Origin of the sequence: Mycobacterium parascrofulaceum ATCC BAA-614 (genome assembly GCF_000164135.1) — a bacterium.
In the GTDB taxonomy this organism is placed as follows: domain Bacteria; phylum Actinomycetota; class Actinomycetes; order Mycobacteriales; family Mycobacteriaceae; genus Mycobacterium; species Mycobacterium parascrofulaceum.
Genome location: NZ_GG770556.1, coordinates 104,219 through 119,913, shown reverse-complemented (window position 1 = coordinate 119,913; position 15,695 = coordinate 104,219). Strand labels below are relative to the sequence as shown.

Below are 15,695 nucleotides of genomic sequence, written 5' to 3'. Positions count from 1 at the left end.
TGAACATATTACCGTATGATGTACGGCATTCCTGTCTCGGACCGTACTGTGTACGGTGTGGGAGTGTCAAGAGAGTCGACGACCCTGCCCGCAAAGCGGGGCCCGCGTCCGCGGCTCACCCGTGACGAGGTCCTGGCGGCGGCGCTACGGGTCATCGACTCGGCCCCGCCGAGCGCCTTTACGATGCGTCGGGTCGCCGATGATCTCGGCGTCGGGGTCATGACCCTGTACGGATACGTACGCAGCAAAGAAGAAATTCTGGAAGGCCTTGTCGCGCAGCTCATGTCAGACCCCCTTCCCACCGCGGGGACGGCCCCGACCTGGGATGAGTGCCTGCGAGCCGAGGCGCGCCATCTGCACGGTGTCGGCCGCCGCCACCCGAACCTGGTGATCCTCGTGCTGGGTCAGCACTCGGCGACCCCCGGCTTGTTTCGTCTGCGTGAGCGGATGCTGACCGCCCTGCTGGATGCCGGCTTTACCGAGGTGACCGCGTTGCACACCCTTGGCGTGCTGTGTAACTACGCGCTCGGCTTCGCGGGAGCGCAGGCGGCGGCGGCGCCGATCGACTTGCCGGAGCGCATCCGAGAGCTGCCCGAGACCGAGTTTCCCAGCCTGTCCGGCCTGGCAATGGACTACGCGATCCACCTGGACGACGAGGCCTTTACCTTCGGTCTTGAACTGCTGATCGCCGGTTTGCAGGCGGAACTCGCCACGGGCGGATGACGCTGAGCGGCGGTCGACGGCGCTAAGGCGCGGCCATTGCCGTCCGCGCGGCACGCGAAGCGAGTTCGACCGGAGTGTCATCGCCGACCCGCCGCTAGATCGGGAATCGCGCGCGCTGTCGAGGCATCGACAATCAGCCTCGTCCCACGACCTCGGGTTCCAGCCGAATCGGCAGCGCCTCGGCGTAGCCGCTCAGCACCCGTGGTCCCGGTGTGAATGTTGCCGGCATCGCGAGGTAGCCGTTGACCAGCGGAATCGTCGGATAGTGCCGGACCCGCTCCCGATCGATGCGGTAGTCCGGCAACCGGCGCAACACCTCCTCGAGGAGGATGGCGATCTCCACCGGAGCCAAAAACGCGCCGAGGCAACGGTGCATGCCGAACCCGAATGCCAGGTGCGTGCCGCCACGGTCGCGGTCGAAATTGATCCGCTCGGGATCGGTGAAGGTGTCGGGATCGGCATTCGCCGAACCAAGTGCGAGCCATACCCGGTCGCCCGGTTCGAGGTGCTGGCCGTTGATGTCGACCGGGCGGGCGACCGTGCGGGCGACTCCGGGACCGGGCGTGAAATAGCGCAGCATCTCGTCGATCGCGGCGGGGATCAGCCCGGGGTCCGCTTGTAACCTAGCCCGCTCGTCGGGGTGCTCGTCCAAGTAAAGGAACATGCTTGCGATCAGTGCAGTGGAGGTGTCAACACCCCCGTTGAGCAACATGAACACCATCTCGGTGACGGTTTCGTCGTCGATGGGCACGCCCTCGACCTCGGCATTGAGCAGCGCCTCGGTGAGATTGGTCGCCGGGGTGTGCGCCGTCGCGCGTCGCGCCTTGACGGTGGCGCGCAAGTCGTCCAGCAGCCCGGCAAGGTCGCGCGCAGAGCCCGGCTCACGGTAGACGGCCTTGTGCAGAATCGTCGCGTAGTCACTCCATTTCTCCAGCGACAAGCCGAAGTAGTCGAGCGAGACCATCGCGGGCAGCGGGTTGGCGATGTCGTCGACGAAATCGATCTCACCGGCCTCGATCACGCGGTCGACGATCCAGGTTACGATCTCCTGCATGCGGGGCCGGTATTTCTCCACGGCCTTGCGCGACAGCCACGGTGCCAGCACTTGCCGATAGGCCTGCGACTGCGGAGGATCCATCTCCATCATGCCCATTCGGACCGGGTTGGTCGGCACGGTCACCCCGCCCTTGACGACGGTGTCACCAAATGTCAGGTCGCGCCCGCAGACGAAAGTGTCGGAATCCCGCAACACCCGCTTCGCATCGTCGTAGCGGGTGAGGACATAAAAGCCCCCGTGCTCGTCGCTGTGCGCCACCGGGCATTCGTTGCGCATGCTGGCGTAAATCTCTCGCCAGTTCTGCGCAAAATCCTCGGAATGGTGGTCGAACTGCGTCATGGTGATCTCCGGTTATCGACAGGGCCTCTTCGTCCGGCGCCATTTGGGATGGACGATACCAATCATCGTTTGGTAAAACAACATTGCCCGAACCGCCGTGCGGCTTCGGAGTGAGCATGCGCACCATTTACTACCCTTCACACGTCGTTTGGTAACTCCGTCGCGATTGGAGCAAAATTGGCCTTCTTCGCCACCGACTGGGTGGATTACCACGCGCAGCACCGCCCGGATGCGCTCGCGTTCGGCTGCGCCGAAGACGGAATCCGAACGACGTGGGCCGAACTCGAGCAACGGGTGGCAGGCCTTGCCGCCACGCTGCGCGGACTCGGCGCCGGTCACGGTGACCGGGTTGCGCTGATCGGCGAGAATCATCCCCGGGTGTTCGAGGTGCAATTCGCGTGCATGCGCCTCGGGGCGCTGTTCGTCCCACTCAACTGGCGCCTGCATACCACTGAGATCCAAGAGATATGTCGGGACGCTCAGCCACGGATCATCGTTTACGACGGTGTCTGGGCAGACGTCGCTCTCGAGGTCGCCACCAAGGCCGGGATCCCGCGCCAGCTCTCCTGGGATTGCCCGCAAGGCCCGATCGACTATGAAGATGCGATCTGGACAGCCAGGCCGTTGCGGGCGACGGGTGAGATCACGATGGATGACCCGACCCACATCCTCTATACCTCGGGCACCACGGGAAAGCCGAAGGGTGCCATCTCGACCAACTCGACTTTGGTGTGGCAGGCCCTCAGCGCCGCGCACACCACCGGCTTCTCACAACCCGGCTGCCACCATCTCAACCCGATGCCGTTGTTCCACGCCGGGGGACTGAACGTGATGGCCAATTCGATTCTTTACTTCGGCGGGGCAGTGACGACGATGGCGCGCTTCGACCCCGAGCACGTGCTGCAGCAGATGCTGAGCCGGCAGCCGCCGATCACGCATTTCGCCGCGATTCCACTGATGTACCAGCGCATCGCCGACCTGCCCGGCTTCTCGAGTGCGAACCTGTCGCACCTTCGGCACGGGGTGATCGCCGGGGCGGTCGCCGGACCGGAGCTGCTGCAGCGGTGGGCCGACCACGGTTTTCCGCTTCAGCCCCAGTACGGCGGCACCGAGATGGGGCCGATGGCAACGGTTTTGGACAACGAAAGGGCGAACATCGGCGTCGCCAAGAAGGGGTCGACGGGCCGCGCGGCACCACACACCCAGATCAGGTTGGTCGATTCCACCGGCCGTGACGTCGAAACCGGGGTGACGGGCGAAATCTGGTTGCGCGGTCCGAGCATCACCGTCGGCTACTGGGGGCAGGACAAGGCCGCATACTTCACCGAGGACGGCTGGTTCAAGACGGGCGACGCCGCCTACCGCGACGTCCACGGCTTCTACTACCCGTCGGGACGCACCAAGGAGATGTTCAAATCAGGCGGCGAGAACGTCTACCCGGCCGAGGTCGAACAAGTGCTCGCTCTGCATCCGCACGTCCACGAAGTCGCCGTTGTCGGTGTCACCGACGCGACGTGGGGCGAAGTCGGGCTGGCGGTCGTGGTACCGGCCCCGGGCACGGCAGTGACCCTCGACGAGCTCAACGTGTTTGCCGCGCAGCGGTTGGCGCGCTACAAGCTGCCCAAGCGGCTGTCGGTGGTAGATCAGTTGCCACGCAACGTGACCGGCAAGGTGTCCAGGGCGCAGCTCAAGTTGGACTACGGCAGCAATTGAGAGTCGCCCGGCCGCTCCAGCGGTCGTGCCGCCGGCCGACATCAGGTCACGTGCTCTGCCGGTCGTGCGTTGTCCGACGTGCGTGTTCTCCCTTTGCGCAAGTCGCGCAGCAGGGTGCGGGCAGCTTGCTGACCGGGCAGGCCGGATACCGAGGGCCCCGGATGGGTGCCGCCGCCGCTGAGATATAGGCCCGGCACCGGTGTCCGGTAGCCCCCGAAACCCCACGCCGGCCGGAATGGGCCGAGGTGCATCATGGTCATGTCGACGTGGTAGACGTTGCCGGTCGGCACGCTGGTTCGTGCCATCATCTCCGGTGGTGACTCGACCCAGCGGGCGACCTCCAAAGACTCGAAGCCGTCCAGGTAACTCATTGCGTGTCCGACCAGAGCCTTCTCGGTGGCGGCCTTCATGTCGTCCCACCCTTCGGCGGGTTCCAACGGCACCCATCCCGACCACAGGCTCAGACAGTCTTGGCCGGCGGGCGCCAGGGTTGAGTCCATCGCGGTGTTGATCATGCTCGCGTAGGGCAGTGGGTCGGGCAGTCGTCCGCTGCCCGCGTCGGTGATCGCCCGGCAGATATCGTCGATGCTTCCCACGACGTGGGTGGGCACCCGTAGATCGAGGCCGTCGGTGCGTGCGGCGCTGTGCCGCTTCAACTGCAGCTTGCCGCGGAAAGCGATCTGAATCTTGAAGTGTGCGCAGTTGCCGCTACGCGTCGGTATGTGTGAAGCGCGCGCGGCCATGCGTTCTGACAATGCACCGTCCGGTAGCCATTTGTTCAACACCTGTGTCGGCTCGGTCGCCGTCAGCACGGTGTGGGCGCGCAGCTCCGCACCCGTGGTCAACCGCACGCCGGCAATGTGACCGCCTTCGACCAGCAGTTCTTGGACGCGGGCAGACGTCTGGACCTGGCCGCCGGCCGCGACCAGGGAACGTTCGAGCGCTCGTGGCAGCATGCCCATCCCGCCGCGCGGGCGTGCCATGCCGACACGCATGATCAGTGGGATGATCAGCAAGTTGATCCCGGTGTGCTCCATGGTGATCGGCGAACCGAAGTTGGCGAGCTGAGCCAGGCCGCTTTGCACTATCGGATGTTCGAACCGCTCCTGGATCGCCTGGGCGGCCGAGACGGTGGCCAACGAGGCGAGGGTAGGGATACCGCGTGGGCGGCGCAGCTTGCGCGCGGCGCGCAGCACGCTGCCCAGATCGGGCCGGGTCGGATTGGTCGCCATCAGTTCGATCGCGGCATCCGATATCGGCATCAGCTGCTCGATGAGCTGTTCGAACATCCGGGCGTCGCGCCGGGAGAAATGTGCTACCTCTGCCACGGTGCGACCGACGTCGCGCCAGAACGCGAGCGACCCGCCGTCGGGGGCGAGCGCTACGTACGGGGGATCGACGTCGATCTCGTGGTAGCCGTACCTAGCCAGCTCGAGATCTCGGGGCACCGTCGACGCGCGAAGCGATATGACGTCGTCGGCGCAGGGGCTGAACCAGTGCTCGGGCGCTTCGGGGATCAGGATCTCCGTGGTCGTACAGCCCCCGAGCACATCGCGGCTTTCCAGCACCAGGACGTCGAGACCGGCTCGAGCGAGATAGCACGCGGCCACCAGCCCATTGTGGCCGCCGCCGACAACGAGGACATCCGCGTCGTGCTCTCTGGACAACGGTCCGCTCACTGACTGTCTCCTCCCACGATGTGTTCGAGCAGCGTGTTGGGGGCTGAGGTTATCAAACAACGTTAGGCTCCTCAACGCCGTTTGATGCAGGAAACGTTGCGGACGGAGCCGACGCTTTCGATCTAAACCAATCGGTGTTAGCTTTACAGCCTGTGACTGCGGTCACCTGGCGCCCGGGCGGGCCGCATCGATTGCCTGCTACTTCACTCGAGAAAGAGAAGGCGAGAACTATGGTCGCGATGACGATCAACGGGAACAAAGTCCACGCCCAGGCAACCTTTGACGTGATCAATCCCGCGACGGGCGACGTGGTGGGTCAAGCGCCGGAGTGCTCCGTGGAGCAACTCAACGACACGCTGGAAGGTGCGCAAGCCGCCGGGCGGTCGTGGCGGCTGGACGAAGCCGAGCGACGCAAAGCGCTACTGCGGCTGGCGGACGCGATCGCCGCCGCCCACAGCGAACTCGCGACCACGCTGACCGCGGAGACGGGCAAGCCCGCCCCGCTGTCCGCCAGTGAGGTGCAGATCTGCGTCGCGTGGTTGCAGGTTTTCGCCCAGATGGAAATCCCGCGGCGGATCCTGCAGGACGACAGCAGCGCGCTCATCGAAGTCGCGCAGCGGCCCATCGGTGTCGTCGGCGCGATCACGCCGTGGAATTTCCCGCTGGGTCTGGCGATGTGGAAGATCGCACCGGCGCTGTTGGCCGGCAACACCGTCGTCGTCAAGCCCTCGCCCTTTACCCCGATGGCAACCCTGCTGCTGGGCGAGATCATGGGCGAGGTATTGCCGCCCGGCGTGCTGAACGTGATCTCGGGCGGAGACGATTTGGGACGGGCGCTGGTAGCGCACCCGATTCCCCGCAAAATCACCTTCACCGGTTCGATCGCCGGCGGCAAGAATGTCGCCGTCGCGGCCGGCGCCGACCTCAAGCGGCTGACATTGGAACTCGGCGGCAACGACGCCGCAATCCTGTTGCCCGACGCCGATCTGGCTTCGGTGATCCCGGCGCTGTTCGGCGTAGCTTTCTTCAATACCGGGCAGGCGTGCGCCCTGCCCAAGCGGATCTACGTGCCAGACGGGGTGTACGCCGAGGCGATCGAGGCCTTCGGAGCCGCGGCATCGGCGATCGCGGTCGGTGACCCGACCGATCCGGCCACGCAAATGGGTCCGCTGTCCACCCGACCGCAGTTCGAACGCGTCAAAGGCCTGGTGCAGGACGCCGTGGCCAGCGGCGCCCGGGTCGTCGCCGGTGGCGACGCGATCGACGGGCCGGGCTACTACTTCAAGCCCACCATCCTCGCCGATGTCGCCGAGGGTGTCGCCGTCGTCGATGAGGAGCAGTTCGGTCCGGTGCTGCCGATCCTGCGCTATTCACGGGTCGACGAAGCGGTCGAGCGGGCCAACGCGACGATGTACGGCCTGTGCGGTTCGGTGTGGGGCTCCGATGAAGTGGCGGCGCGTGAGGTGGCCGAACGCCTCGAGTGCGGTACAGCCTTCGTCAACACCCACGCGGCGCTGCTGCCGACGGTGCCGTTCGGTGGCGCCAAATGGAGCGGCATCGGTGTGGAGAACGGGGTCGACGGGCTGCTGGCGTTCACCGAGCCTCAAGTGGTGCATACCGCACGAGCCTGACGTCACGTCGGACGTGTCACGAAACCTGTTGATCAGCCGCATGGAAGGACATGCTCGATGACCCGAAGTTCCTCGCCGCCCTCGCGTGGCGACGTTCAGGTTGACTCGCTCGCTGATGTCCGCGCGTTCACACTCAGCGACGAGGAAGTCGCGCAACTGCTGGCAGAGCAATTCGAGTGCACCTTCTGCTGGACGAACCGCGCTGGCGACCCGGTCGCGCTGACTGAGGCTTTCATTCACGCTGAAGGCGCAATCTGGTTGTGCGCCGAGGAATCCCGCGTTCGCGTCAAAGCGATCATGCGCGATCCCCGCTCGTGCGTGGTCATCTCTTCGATGGGCACCTCGATGGGTCATTCAAAGTCGGTGTCCTTCAAGGGAATTAGCGAGGTCGTCCGGGACCGCGAACGCATTCTGTGGTTCCTGGCCGAGATCGCCCGGCGCTACGACCCGCACGACGAGCAGGCGCAGCAGGCCCATGCTCGCGCAGCTGATCACCCGGGGCGCGTCGTGATCAAGTTCGTGCCCACCGTGCGGACGAATGCCTTCGATGGCCATCAGGCACGTAGGAGAAGGGCGGACTGACGAAACATGCATTGTCCGTACATCGTTGCCACGACGCCGGCTTCAGACGGTCGTACGTGGTGACAATGCCGTCGAGGACTTTCCAATTTCCGGTATCGGATTGGGTCGCGCACCACGCTTCGGTTCGGCCGCACGCCATCGCGCTGGCCAGCGCCGACACTGGCGAGCAGGTGAGTTGGGCCCAGCTGGAGCAGCGAGTGGGCTTGGCCGCTGCCGCGCTGCTGGCACATGGACTGCGGCCGGGAGACCGGATCGCCGTCGTCGCCGACAACGCGCCACGCGCCTTCGTGCTGCAGTTCGCCGCGATGCGGGCGGGTGTGGTCATGGTGCCGCTGAACTGGCGGCTGGTCACCGCGGAGATGCGGCACCAGTGCATCGACGCCGCCGTGTCCGCACTGACCCACGACGCAACCTGGGCCGAACCCGCGCGCGACGTGGCCGACGCCGCGGGCGTGCAGACCATTCTCGAGCTGGAGGCATTGACCAGCGCCGAGCCCGGGAATGGACTCGTTCCGCTGCCGGCGCAACCCCACGACCCTGACGCCATCACGCACATCCTCTACACGTCCGGCACCACCGGTACGCCGAAGGGAGCGTTGGTCTCGCACGCATCGATGATGTGGAACGCCTTCAACATCCTCACCGCGGCTCAGGTCGCGGCCCCGGATGTGAACATGCTCAACCCTATGCCGTTGTTCCATGCCGGCGGGTTGAACGTGCTGGCCAACCCGATCCTGATGCATGGCGGTCAGGTCACCACGATGGCGCGCTGGAACCCGGCGGCAATCCTGGCTTACATTGGCGAGCAGACCAACGGGGTGACCCATCTGACCACCGCGCCGTCGCTGCTTCAGACCCTCGTCGACGATCCGACTTTCGGCACCACCGACTGCGGCACGATGCGCAAGATCGTCCTGGGCGGCGGTACCACCACTCCGCAGCTGCTGCGGGCCTTCGCTGCCAAGGGAGTCGCACTGCTCCCGCAGTACGGCGGCACCGAGACTGGCCCGGCCGCGCTGGTGCTCGAGGAGGGACTGGAACGGGCGTTGTCGGGGACGTGCGGCAAGCCGGTGCTGCATACCGCGGTGCGGTTGGTCGATCCCGACACGTTGACCGATGTCGCCGACGACGTGGTCGGCGAGGTGTGGCTGAAGGGGCCGGCGGTCACCCCTGGCTACTGGAACCTGCCCAACGAACAGTATTTCGTGGACGGCTGGTTCCGCACCGGCGATGCGGCCCGCCGCGATGCCGACGGCTATTTCTATATCGCCGGTCGCTACAAGGACATGTACAAGTCCGGTGGCGAGAACGTCTATGCGGCCGAAGTCGAAAACGTTCTCATCGACCTGCCCGAAGTCGCCGAGGTGGCGATCATCGGTGTCCCCGACGCGAAGTGGGGCGAGGTAGGCCTGGCGGTCGTGGTGGCGAACCCGGGCGCCGACGTGACCCTCGACGCTCTGCACTCTGCGTGCGCGGGCCGCATCGCCCGCTACAAGTACCCCAAAAACCTTGACGTCGTCGCGGCGCTGCCCCGCAATGCCACCGGAAAGGTGGCCAAGGCGGCGCTGCGTGAGCACTACCGCTCGGCTACGGCAACGCCCCCGCCAACCGACCACGAATCCCTGGTCACTCACCAGGAGGAGAGTCACGATGTCAGTCGCCGCTAATCGAGACATGCTGACCCGCTATTGGCATGCGTTCGCCGCCAAGGATGTTCCAGCGGCGCTGGCCTGCTTCACCGACGACATCAGCTACGAGGACCTCGCTGTCCAGCAGATCCACCGGGGAAAAGATTCGGTGCAGGCTTTCTGGGACCTCTACTTCGAGGCGGCGGGCGACTCCTTCAATGCGGTGCAGGAGAGCCTCGTGGTCGACGAGGACAGCTACAGCTTCGAGTGGACCGTGTCCGGGGTGATCGACGGCAGCTTCGGCATTTTCACCGGACAGGGCCAGCAGTTCACCATCCGTGGGATTTCGACCGGTGTCATCCGTGGTGAGTTGATCGCGCAGAACCGCGACTACTGGAATCTGGCCGATGTGCTGCGCCAGATCGGCGTCTCGGAGGTTCCCGCGCTCGTCTAGCGCGGGCGTTATTCCGCCGATCGGCTTACGAGAACGAAGGAGGCGGACACATGCTTGACGAAGAACGCCACACGCGGGACATGATCGCGCTGTGGGAATCCGGAGTCGACGGCATCATCGACGCATTCCGGCGCTACTGCGCCCCCGACGTCAAATGGATCAACACTGGAATTCCCAGCGTCGAAGGTCTCGATGCGTGCATCGAACTGCTGACTGCGCAAGCGCAAGCTTGGAAGTTCAGCAGTACCAGGGTGGACGTCCGCTCCCTATTGGCCACCCAGGGCCTGGTGATGGTCGAACGGATAGACCGGGTGTTTGACGCCGACGGAGAGGAGATCTTCGCCGCTCCCGTGGTCGGTGTCCTCGAATGGGCGGACGGCAAGATCACCCAGTGGCGCGACTACTTCGATCCGGGCCCGCTGCTGGCCGTCGGCCAGCTCGATTGAGGCGGCCGATGATGCCCAACGAGGAACGGATCGTGCGACACATCCTCGAGATGTGGGGACCGGGTGTTGAAGGAGTCAAGGAATCGTTCCGCCGGTACGGCACGGACGACTTGGTCTGGTGGAACAGCGGCCGTGGTGCCCTGACGGGTCTCGATGTCTGCTTGCGGGGGCTGGACGAGATGTTCGACGCCTTGCAGATCGCGACGGTCGAGTGCCCGATCCGGACCTTGCTCGCAACCTCGGGCCGAGTGGTCGTGGAGAGGTCGGACAACCTGTACCGCGCCGACGGCACGGTGATCGCGGAAATCCCGGTTACGGGAGTTCTCGAATTCGACGCAAACAAGGTCACCACTTGGCGCGATTACTGCGATGACTGGATTTCAAAGCTCGAGTTCGGCCAACCCGTAGTGTCAGCACCCACTGCGGCCGAAATGAGGCACGGGGTTTCCGAATGAGGGAGTCGGGGACATCACCGGACACTAGGCCGACGTCCACCGGATTCGACCACGGCGATCCGGAATTGCCACCGCGGATGCACCAGACTCTCGCGGATCTCCGCAGTCGCTGCCCGGTCGGGTGGAGCGACAACTATGGCGGGTTCTGGACGCTGACCCGTTACGACGACGTGGTCGACGCCGCACGCGATCACTCGGTATTCACGACAACGCAGGGGATCATGATCCCGCCGACCGGGGCATCGATGCGCCTGGTGCCGGCGGAGTTCGATCCGCCCGAGCATTCCGCGTACCGCAAGATGGTCATGCCGTTCTTCACGAACAAGGTCGTCGCGCTGAACCACGATGCTATCCGGGAGCTGGTGCGGGAGTGCTTCGACAAGTTCGTCGCGGACGGCCACGCGGACCTGGTGTCAGCTGTCTCCGACCCGGTACCGCCCGCGGTACTGGCGCACTATCTCGGCTTGGACCGCAATCGAGCCGACGAGATGCGCCAGCTGATGATGGAGTACCTCTCGTCGGCCAAGGTGAGTCTCGACGAAAAGATAGCCAGCGCCAAACGGTTCGAGGCGTTCGTCCAACGCGAGATCGACGAGAGAATCGACGAGCCCGGCGACGACACTCTGAGCAAGATCATCGGCGTGGCGTTGTCTGACGAGAACGGCGCCCCGCTCGAGCCCGCCGCGATCCTGGGAATGGTTCGCCTGATCATCTCTGCCGGCCACGAGACGACGGTGCACGGTATCAGCAGCCTCTGTTACCGGATCCTGGCCGAGCCGGGCCTGCGGGACCGGCTGCTAGCTGATCCGTCTCTGCGTCACGTGGCTATCGCCGAGGCCCTGCGACTCGATGCCCCCGTCATGCACATGGCCAGGACGGTGGTGACCGGCCATGAGAAGCGCGGGCAACACCTGCACAGCGGCGACAAGGTGATGCTCTGTTTCGGCGCAGCCAACCGCGACGACGAGGTGTTTCCGGAGCCCGACACGTTCAGCTTGGATCGGCCGCGCTCGCCGTCGGACGTGACGTTCGGCACCGGCCGGCATCGCTGTCTGGGCGAACACCTCGCGGTGGCCGAACTTTCCGCGGTGGTCGACGAGTTGTTGAGCAGGCTGCCCGACGCCCGGATCGCACCGGAGGCCGAGATCCGCTGGACGGGAGGCGGCAACACCCGGGGCGTCGAGTCACTGCCGATCGTGTTCACACCGGAGAAGACCGGTCCGTGACTGGATTTCCTACGCTGCTGTCCCCGCTTCGGGTCGGGACGGTGGAGTTGCGCAACCGCGTCGTCATGACCGCCACGAGCATCAGCGAACCCTGGCGGAACCCGTTGCTGCCTGCCGACTCGTACATCGAGTTCGCCCGGCAACGAGCTGCCGGCGGCCTAGGGCTGCTGATTGCCCACCCGTTTTACGTCAACCCATTCGGTGACTACCCGACCGAGCTCCAGGACCGGCACGCGCGCCTGGCCGAGGCGGTGCACCGGGAAGGCACGCCACTGATCGTGCAGCTGGTGCACTTCGGCGCCACCTTCCGCACCGACAACGATGTCGCCCGGCCGGCATTGTGGGGGTTCGACCACACCCAGACGCCCGAGGGCGAGCCGGTGCACAAGATGACCGGCGCAGAAATCGAGCAGGTCCTCGACGCCTATCGACGCGCTGCGCGGCTTGTCGCACAGGCGGGGTGCGACGGGGTGGAACTCCACGGCGGGCACGGGTATTTGATTCAGCAGTCCCTGACACCGTGGAACAACTCGCGCGAGGACCAATGGGGTCCGTCCGACGACGGCGATCGAACCCGTTTCGCCCGCTGCCTCATCGAACAGGTCCGCGCCGAAATCGGTGCAAACCGGATTCTCGGTTATCGGACCCCGACCGACGACCTACGGGCAACCGACGACGGGGGACAGGGCCCTCGAGGTATCGCAGAAGGTCTGCAACGCCTACTCGACACCGGCGAGATCGATGTGCTCAACACCACCGTCGGGTACGGCGGGCCGAGCTACGACCGTGCGATCCCGAACTACCGGCAGCCCGAGGGCGCCAACATCCGCTATCTGCGGCGGCTGCGCGAATCTCTAAACACAACCGTCCCGATGATCGGGACCGGGCGGATCGCTTCTGCCGGTACCGCCGAGGCGCTGCTGACTCAGGGGGAGTGCGAGTTGGTAGCCATGACCCGCGCATACATCGCCGAGCCCGCGCTGATACGCAAGCTCGAGTCCGGGCAGGCGCATAGGATCCGTCCCTGTGTGGCTGCGAACGTCTGCGTCGACCGCAAGCTCGCCGGTTCGCCGACCGCAAGCTGCTTTCACAATCCGGCGGTGCTGCGCGAGGAGGAGCTCCGCATCCGGCCCGCTACCCACCGCAAGCAGGTCTTGGTCGTCGGCGCCGGGCCGGCGGGTCTCAAATCCGCCGAGATCGCCGCGCAGCGCGGGCATCAAGTTCGCATCCTCGACGCCGGAACACGCACCGGCGGTCGGCTGCGCGCCGTCGAACTCACCGCGGCAGCCGACCTGGCCAGCTCGCTGGACCATCTGGTAAACGAACTTGCCGAAGCACAGGTCAAAGTCGAGCTCGGCGTGGAGGTCACCGCAGCCATACTTGCCGACCTCGCGCCGGATCACGTCGTTCTGGCAACGGGGGCGACGTTCGCGCCGGACCTGGTCGGCGCCGAACACATGATCAGCACCGCCGCGGCGCTCTCCGGCAGCGTGCACGACGACGTCCTCGTCTATGACGCGCTCGGCACCAATGAAGCGGCGCTAGTCGCCGAGGCGCTGGCCGCCGCCGGCAGGTCCGTCACCTTTGTCACCTGCTATGAGACGGTGATGCCCTTCGGCGGAACTCTGCATCGCTTCGAAGCCCCCCGTACCTGGCACCGCCGGCTGAAACGCATCATCACCCAGGGCATTCTCGGCTGCCTGGAGGACAGCGTGGCCACCATCGTGCGCCCGGACGGCGAGACGATCGATGAGCTGGCCGTCGGATCGGTGGTCGCCGCAGTGCCGATGCGGCCGGCGCTCAGTCTGCTTCCAGTCGTAGAGGCGATCAGCATTCCCCACTCGGTGGTCGGAGACGCCGTAGCACCGCGAACCGCCTTCGACAGCTTCAAGGAAGCCCATCAGGCCGCGCTGGCGATATGAGCGCGTCGCTCAGCTGCGCGGCACCGAAGAAAATCGGTCGAAGTCCAAGGCGTCGAGCAACTGGCTGACAATCCACTCGAGCGCGGCGGGGTCGGGAGGCAAGGTGGCCTGCTCGTAGCCCACCAGCAGGTAGACCGCCCAGTCGGCGAACAATTGCGCCTGCCGATCGTTACGCAGAATCTCGAATGCGCACTCTCGAAGAATCTGGTGGCGCTCTTTGTCGACGGCGGCTTGTACCGCATATACGTGGGCATCCACGCTGCTCCACGCGCGGATAGCCGCCTCAGCGCCGTGAGGCAAATTCAGGCCGATGTCGATGATGCGGTCGATGCGTCGGCGCGGATCGGGTTCGGTCCGAATCCACTCCACCAACCGAACAGTGTTTACCTGGCGCCAGTGCTCGACCAGTTCGCGGGTGTAGGCGGGCCAGTTTTCGAAGTAGTGATAGAAGGAACCGGTGCTGATCCCGAGCCGCTGACACACCTCGGCCAACTTCAGCCCGCCGTAACCCAGGTCGGAGAGGACGTCAAGACCCGTGTCGAAGTAGGCCCCGCGGGAGACGCCGTTCGCCATCATTGGCACTTTAGTCGGCTGCAGCGTCGCGGGGTGCGTGGGCGTGCGAAAGGCATTCGAAACCGCCAGATCTTCGCGACTCTCCGACGCCGGTTGACTCGAGTGAAAATTTGAATCTACATTAAACCAAGCTGTCAGCGTCTGAAACCGACTGGAGGATCATAAGTGCCCGGATTGCAGGACAAGGTTGTCATCGTCACCGGCGCCGGCGGGGGCCTTGGTCGGTCCTATGCGCACTTCTTGGCCGGCAACGGAGCGCTCGTCGTCGTCAATGACCTCGGCGGGGCAAGGGACGGCTCCGGATCGGGAACCAGCATGGCGGACAAGGTCGTAGACGAGATTGTCGGTGCCGGTGGCCGTGCGGTCGCCGACTATTCCAGTGTGGCCACCCGGGAAGGGGCCGAGGCGATCGTTGCGACCGCGATCGATAACTTCGGGGCTGTGCACGGTGTGGTGAGCAACGCGGGAATCCTGCGCGACGGCGCGTTTCACAAAATGACCGATGAGAACTGGGACGCGGTCATTCAAGTGCACCTCTACGGCGGCTATTACGTCACCCGTGCGGCGTGGCCGCACATGCGCGAGCAGAAGTTCGGCCGCGTCGTCATGGCGACGTCGACAAGCGGGCTCTACGGCAATTTCGGTCAGGCCAACTATGGCGCCGCCAAGCTCGGACTGGTCGGCTTGCTCAACACCCTGGCGATCGAAGGCGCCAAGTACGGGATCACCGCGAACGGGGTCGCGCCGATGGCTGCCACTCGGATGACCGCCGATATCGCACCCCAGGAAGTGCTCGACAAGCTCAACCCCGACCACGTCGCGCCGGCCGTCGGTTACCTGGTTTCAGAAGAGAACCAGGAATCCGGTTCGGTTTTCGTCGTCGGCGGCGGCCTGGTGCAGCGCGTCGCGCAGTTCCAAAACGACGGCGTCACATTCGGCACACCGCCGACTCTGGACGAAATAACCAAGCGCTGGGCCGAAATCAGCGACATGTCTCATGCAAAACTCGGCACCAACCCGGTGGGGTAGGGAAGCGGCCGAGATGGCGTGGGTAAGTCGTTGACCGCGAGCATCGCTGCGCGACGGGAGCTGCTTCGCGCGCGATTCCCCGTGTGGCGATCTCACACCCTATCCGGGTGGCTTGATTGGTGCGCTGCGCAGTACGGCGAGCGGCCCTTGGTGCTCACCGACGATGCAGAGCTCAGTTACGTTGCGGTAGCGGCAGAGTCACGCCGGCTGGCCGACGGCCTCGCGGCACTCGGTGTCC

The 15,695-nt window shown here is 65.2% G+C and carries 14 protein-coding genes; 11 read left to right on the top strand and 3 right to left on the bottom strand.

The genetic code is table 11. The annotated features are described in order from the left end of the window. Nucleotides 1-63: 63 nt before the first annotated feature. Nucleotides 64-723: a TetR/AcrR family transcriptional regulator gene (locus tag HMPREF0591_RS20445; RefSeq protein WP_244269016.1), complete on the top strand. Its 660-nt coding sequence runs from the start codon at nt 64-66 to the stop codon at nt 721-723. A 133-nt stretch (nt 724-856) separates the two neighbouring features. On the opposite strand, the gene HMPREF0591_RS20440 is transcribed toward HMPREF0591_RS20445, so the two are convergent. Further along, the gene (locus HMPREF0591_RS20440; RefSeq protein ID WP_007170522.1) at nt 857-2,119 is read right to left on the bottom strand and encodes a cytochrome P450; all 1,263 of its coding nucleotides are present in this window, start codon (nt 2,117-2,119) and stop codon (nt 857-859) included. A 177-nt stretch (nt 2,120-2,296) separates the two neighbouring features. On the opposite strand from HMPREF0591_RS20440, the gene HMPREF0591_RS20435 reads away from it, so the two are divergent. Continuing rightward, nucleotides 2,297-3,832, top strand: coding sequence for an AMP-binding protein (locus HMPREF0591_RS20435; RefSeq protein WP_007170521.1), 1,536 nt, complete (start codon nt 2,297-2,299; stop codon nt 3,830-3,832). Nucleotides 3,833-3,873: 41 nt separating this feature from the next. Here the strand turns inward: HMPREF0591_RS20435 and HMPREF0591_RS20430 are convergent, their stop codons facing one another. Continuing rightward, entirely contained in the window at nt 3,874-5,511 is a 1,638-nt protein-coding gene (locus HMPREF0591_RS20430; RefSeq protein WP_040623456.1) for a phytoene desaturase family protein, read from the bottom strand. A gap of 239 nt (nt 5,512-5,750) precedes the next feature. Between HMPREF0591_RS20430 and HMPREF0591_RS20425 the strand changes: the two genes are divergently transcribed. From HMPREF0591_RS20425 to HMPREF0591_RS20390, 8 genes are all read left to right on the top strand, one after another. Then, the gene (locus tag HMPREF0591_RS20425; RefSeq protein ID WP_244269014.1) at nt 5,751-7,142 is read left to right on the top strand and encodes an aldehyde dehydrogenase family protein; all 1,392 of its coding nucleotides are present in this window, start codon (nt 5,751-5,753) and stop codon (nt 7,140-7,142) included. Between the two features lie 57 nt (nt 7,143-7,199). Further along, nucleotides 7,200-7,724 (top strand): pyridoxamine 5'-phosphate oxidase family protein, encoded by a 525-nt coding sequence (locus HMPREF0591_RS20420; protein WP_007170518.1) that lies wholly within the window; start codon nt 7,200-7,202, stop codon nt 7,722-7,724. A gap of 65 nt (nt 7,725-7,789) precedes the next feature. Continuing rightward, nucleotides 7,790-9,391, top strand: coding sequence for a class I adenylate-forming enzyme family protein (locus HMPREF0591_RS20415; RefSeq protein ID WP_007170517.1), 1,602 nt, complete (start codon nt 7,790-7,792; stop codon nt 9,389-9,391). After that, entirely contained in the window at nt 9,375-9,806 is a 432-nt protein-coding gene (locus tag HMPREF0591_RS20410) for a nuclear transport factor 2 family protein (RefSeq protein WP_244269012.1), read from the top strand. Before HMPREF0591_RS20415 ends, HMPREF0591_RS20410 begins: the two co-directional genes overlap by 17 nt. A gap of 50 nt (nt 9,807-9,856) precedes the next feature. Beyond that, nucleotides 9,857-10,252: a limonene-1,2-epoxide hydrolase family protein gene (locus HMPREF0591_RS20405; RefSeq protein ID WP_007170515.1), complete on the top strand. Its 396-nt coding sequence runs from the start codon at nt 9,857-9,859 to the stop codon at nt 10,250-10,252. Between the two features lie 11 nt (nt 10,253-10,263). Next, a complete protein-coding gene (locus tag HMPREF0591_RS20400; protein WP_244269010.1) occupies nt 10,264-10,707 on the top strand; it encodes a limonene-1,2-epoxide hydrolase family protein in 444 nt (147 codons plus the stop codon). Then, nucleotides 10,704-11,933 carry a cytochrome P450 gene (locus HMPREF0591_RS20395; protein ID WP_244269008.1) on the top strand — a complete coding sequence of 410 codons (1,230 nt, stop codon included), beginning with the start codon at nt 10,704-10,706 and terminating at the stop codon, nt 11,931-11,933. The genes HMPREF0591_RS20400 and HMPREF0591_RS20395 overlap by 4 nt, the downstream gene beginning before the upstream one ends. Further along, nucleotides 11,930-13,855 carry an oxidoreductase gene (locus tag HMPREF0591_RS20390; protein ID WP_083802036.1) on the top strand — a complete coding sequence of 642 codons (1,926 nt, stop codon included), beginning with the start codon at nt 11,930-11,932 and terminating at the stop codon, nt 13,853-13,855. The genes HMPREF0591_RS20395 and HMPREF0591_RS20390 overlap by 4 nt, the downstream gene beginning before the upstream one ends. 9 nt (nt 13,856-13,864) lie before the next feature. Here HMPREF0591_RS20390 and HMPREF0591_RS20385 read toward each other — a convergent pair whose 3' ends face one another. Continuing rightward, nucleotides 13,865-14,431 (bottom strand): TetR/AcrR family transcriptional regulator, encoded by a 567-nt coding sequence (locus tag HMPREF0591_RS20385; protein ID WP_007170511.1) that lies wholly within the window; start codon nt 14,429-14,431, stop codon nt 13,865-13,867. A 162-nt stretch (nt 14,432-14,593) separates the two neighbouring features. Between HMPREF0591_RS20385 and HMPREF0591_RS20380 the strand changes: the two genes are divergently transcribed. Continuing rightward, nucleotides 14,594-15,457: an SDR family oxidoreductase gene (locus tag HMPREF0591_RS20380; RefSeq protein ID WP_007170510.1), complete on the top strand. Its 864-nt coding sequence runs from the start codon at nt 14,594-14,596 to the stop codon at nt 15,455-15,457. Nucleotides 15,458-15,695: the final 238 nt, after the last annotated feature.

What these genes read in the sequence shown, in the direction of transcription:
- HMPREF0591_RS20440 (WP_007170522.1), bottom strand. Translation starts at nt 2,119, where the DNA reads ATGACGCAGTTCGACCACCATTCCGAGGATTTTGCGCAGAACTGGCGA.
- HMPREF0591_RS20425 (WP_244269014.1), top strand. Translation starts at nt 5,751, where the DNA reads ATGACGATCAACGGGAACAAAGTCCACGCCCAGGCAACCTTTGACGTG.
- HMPREF0591_RS20420 (WP_007170518.1), top strand. Translation starts at nt 7,200, where the DNA reads ATGACCCGAAGTTCCTCGCCGCCCTCGCGTGGCGACGTTCAGGTTGAC.
- HMPREF0591_RS20415 (WP_007170517.1), top strand. Translation starts at nt 7,790, where the DNA reads ATGCCGTCGAGGACTTTCCAATTTCCGGTATCGGATTGGGTCGCGCAC.
- HMPREF0591_RS20410 (WP_244269012.1), top strand. Translation starts at nt 9,375, where the DNA reads ATGTCAGTCGCCGCTAATCGAGACATGCTGACCCGCTATTGGCATGCG.
- HMPREF0591_RS20405 (WP_007170515.1), top strand. Translation starts at nt 9,857, where the DNA reads ATGCTTGACGAAGAACGCCACACGCGGGACATGATCGCGCTGTGGGAA.
- HMPREF0591_RS20400 (WP_244269010.1), top strand. Translation starts at nt 10,264, where the DNA reads ATGCCCAACGAGGAACGGATCGTGCGACACATCCTCGAGATGTGGGGA.
- HMPREF0591_RS20395 (WP_244269008.1), top strand. Translation starts at nt 10,704, where the DNA reads ATGAGGGAGTCGGGGACATCACCGGACACTAGGCCGACGTCCACCGGA.
- HMPREF0591_RS20385 (WP_007170511.1), bottom strand. Translation starts at nt 14,431, where the DNA reads ATGATGGCGAACGGCGTCTCCCGCGGGGCCTACTTCGACACGGGTCTT.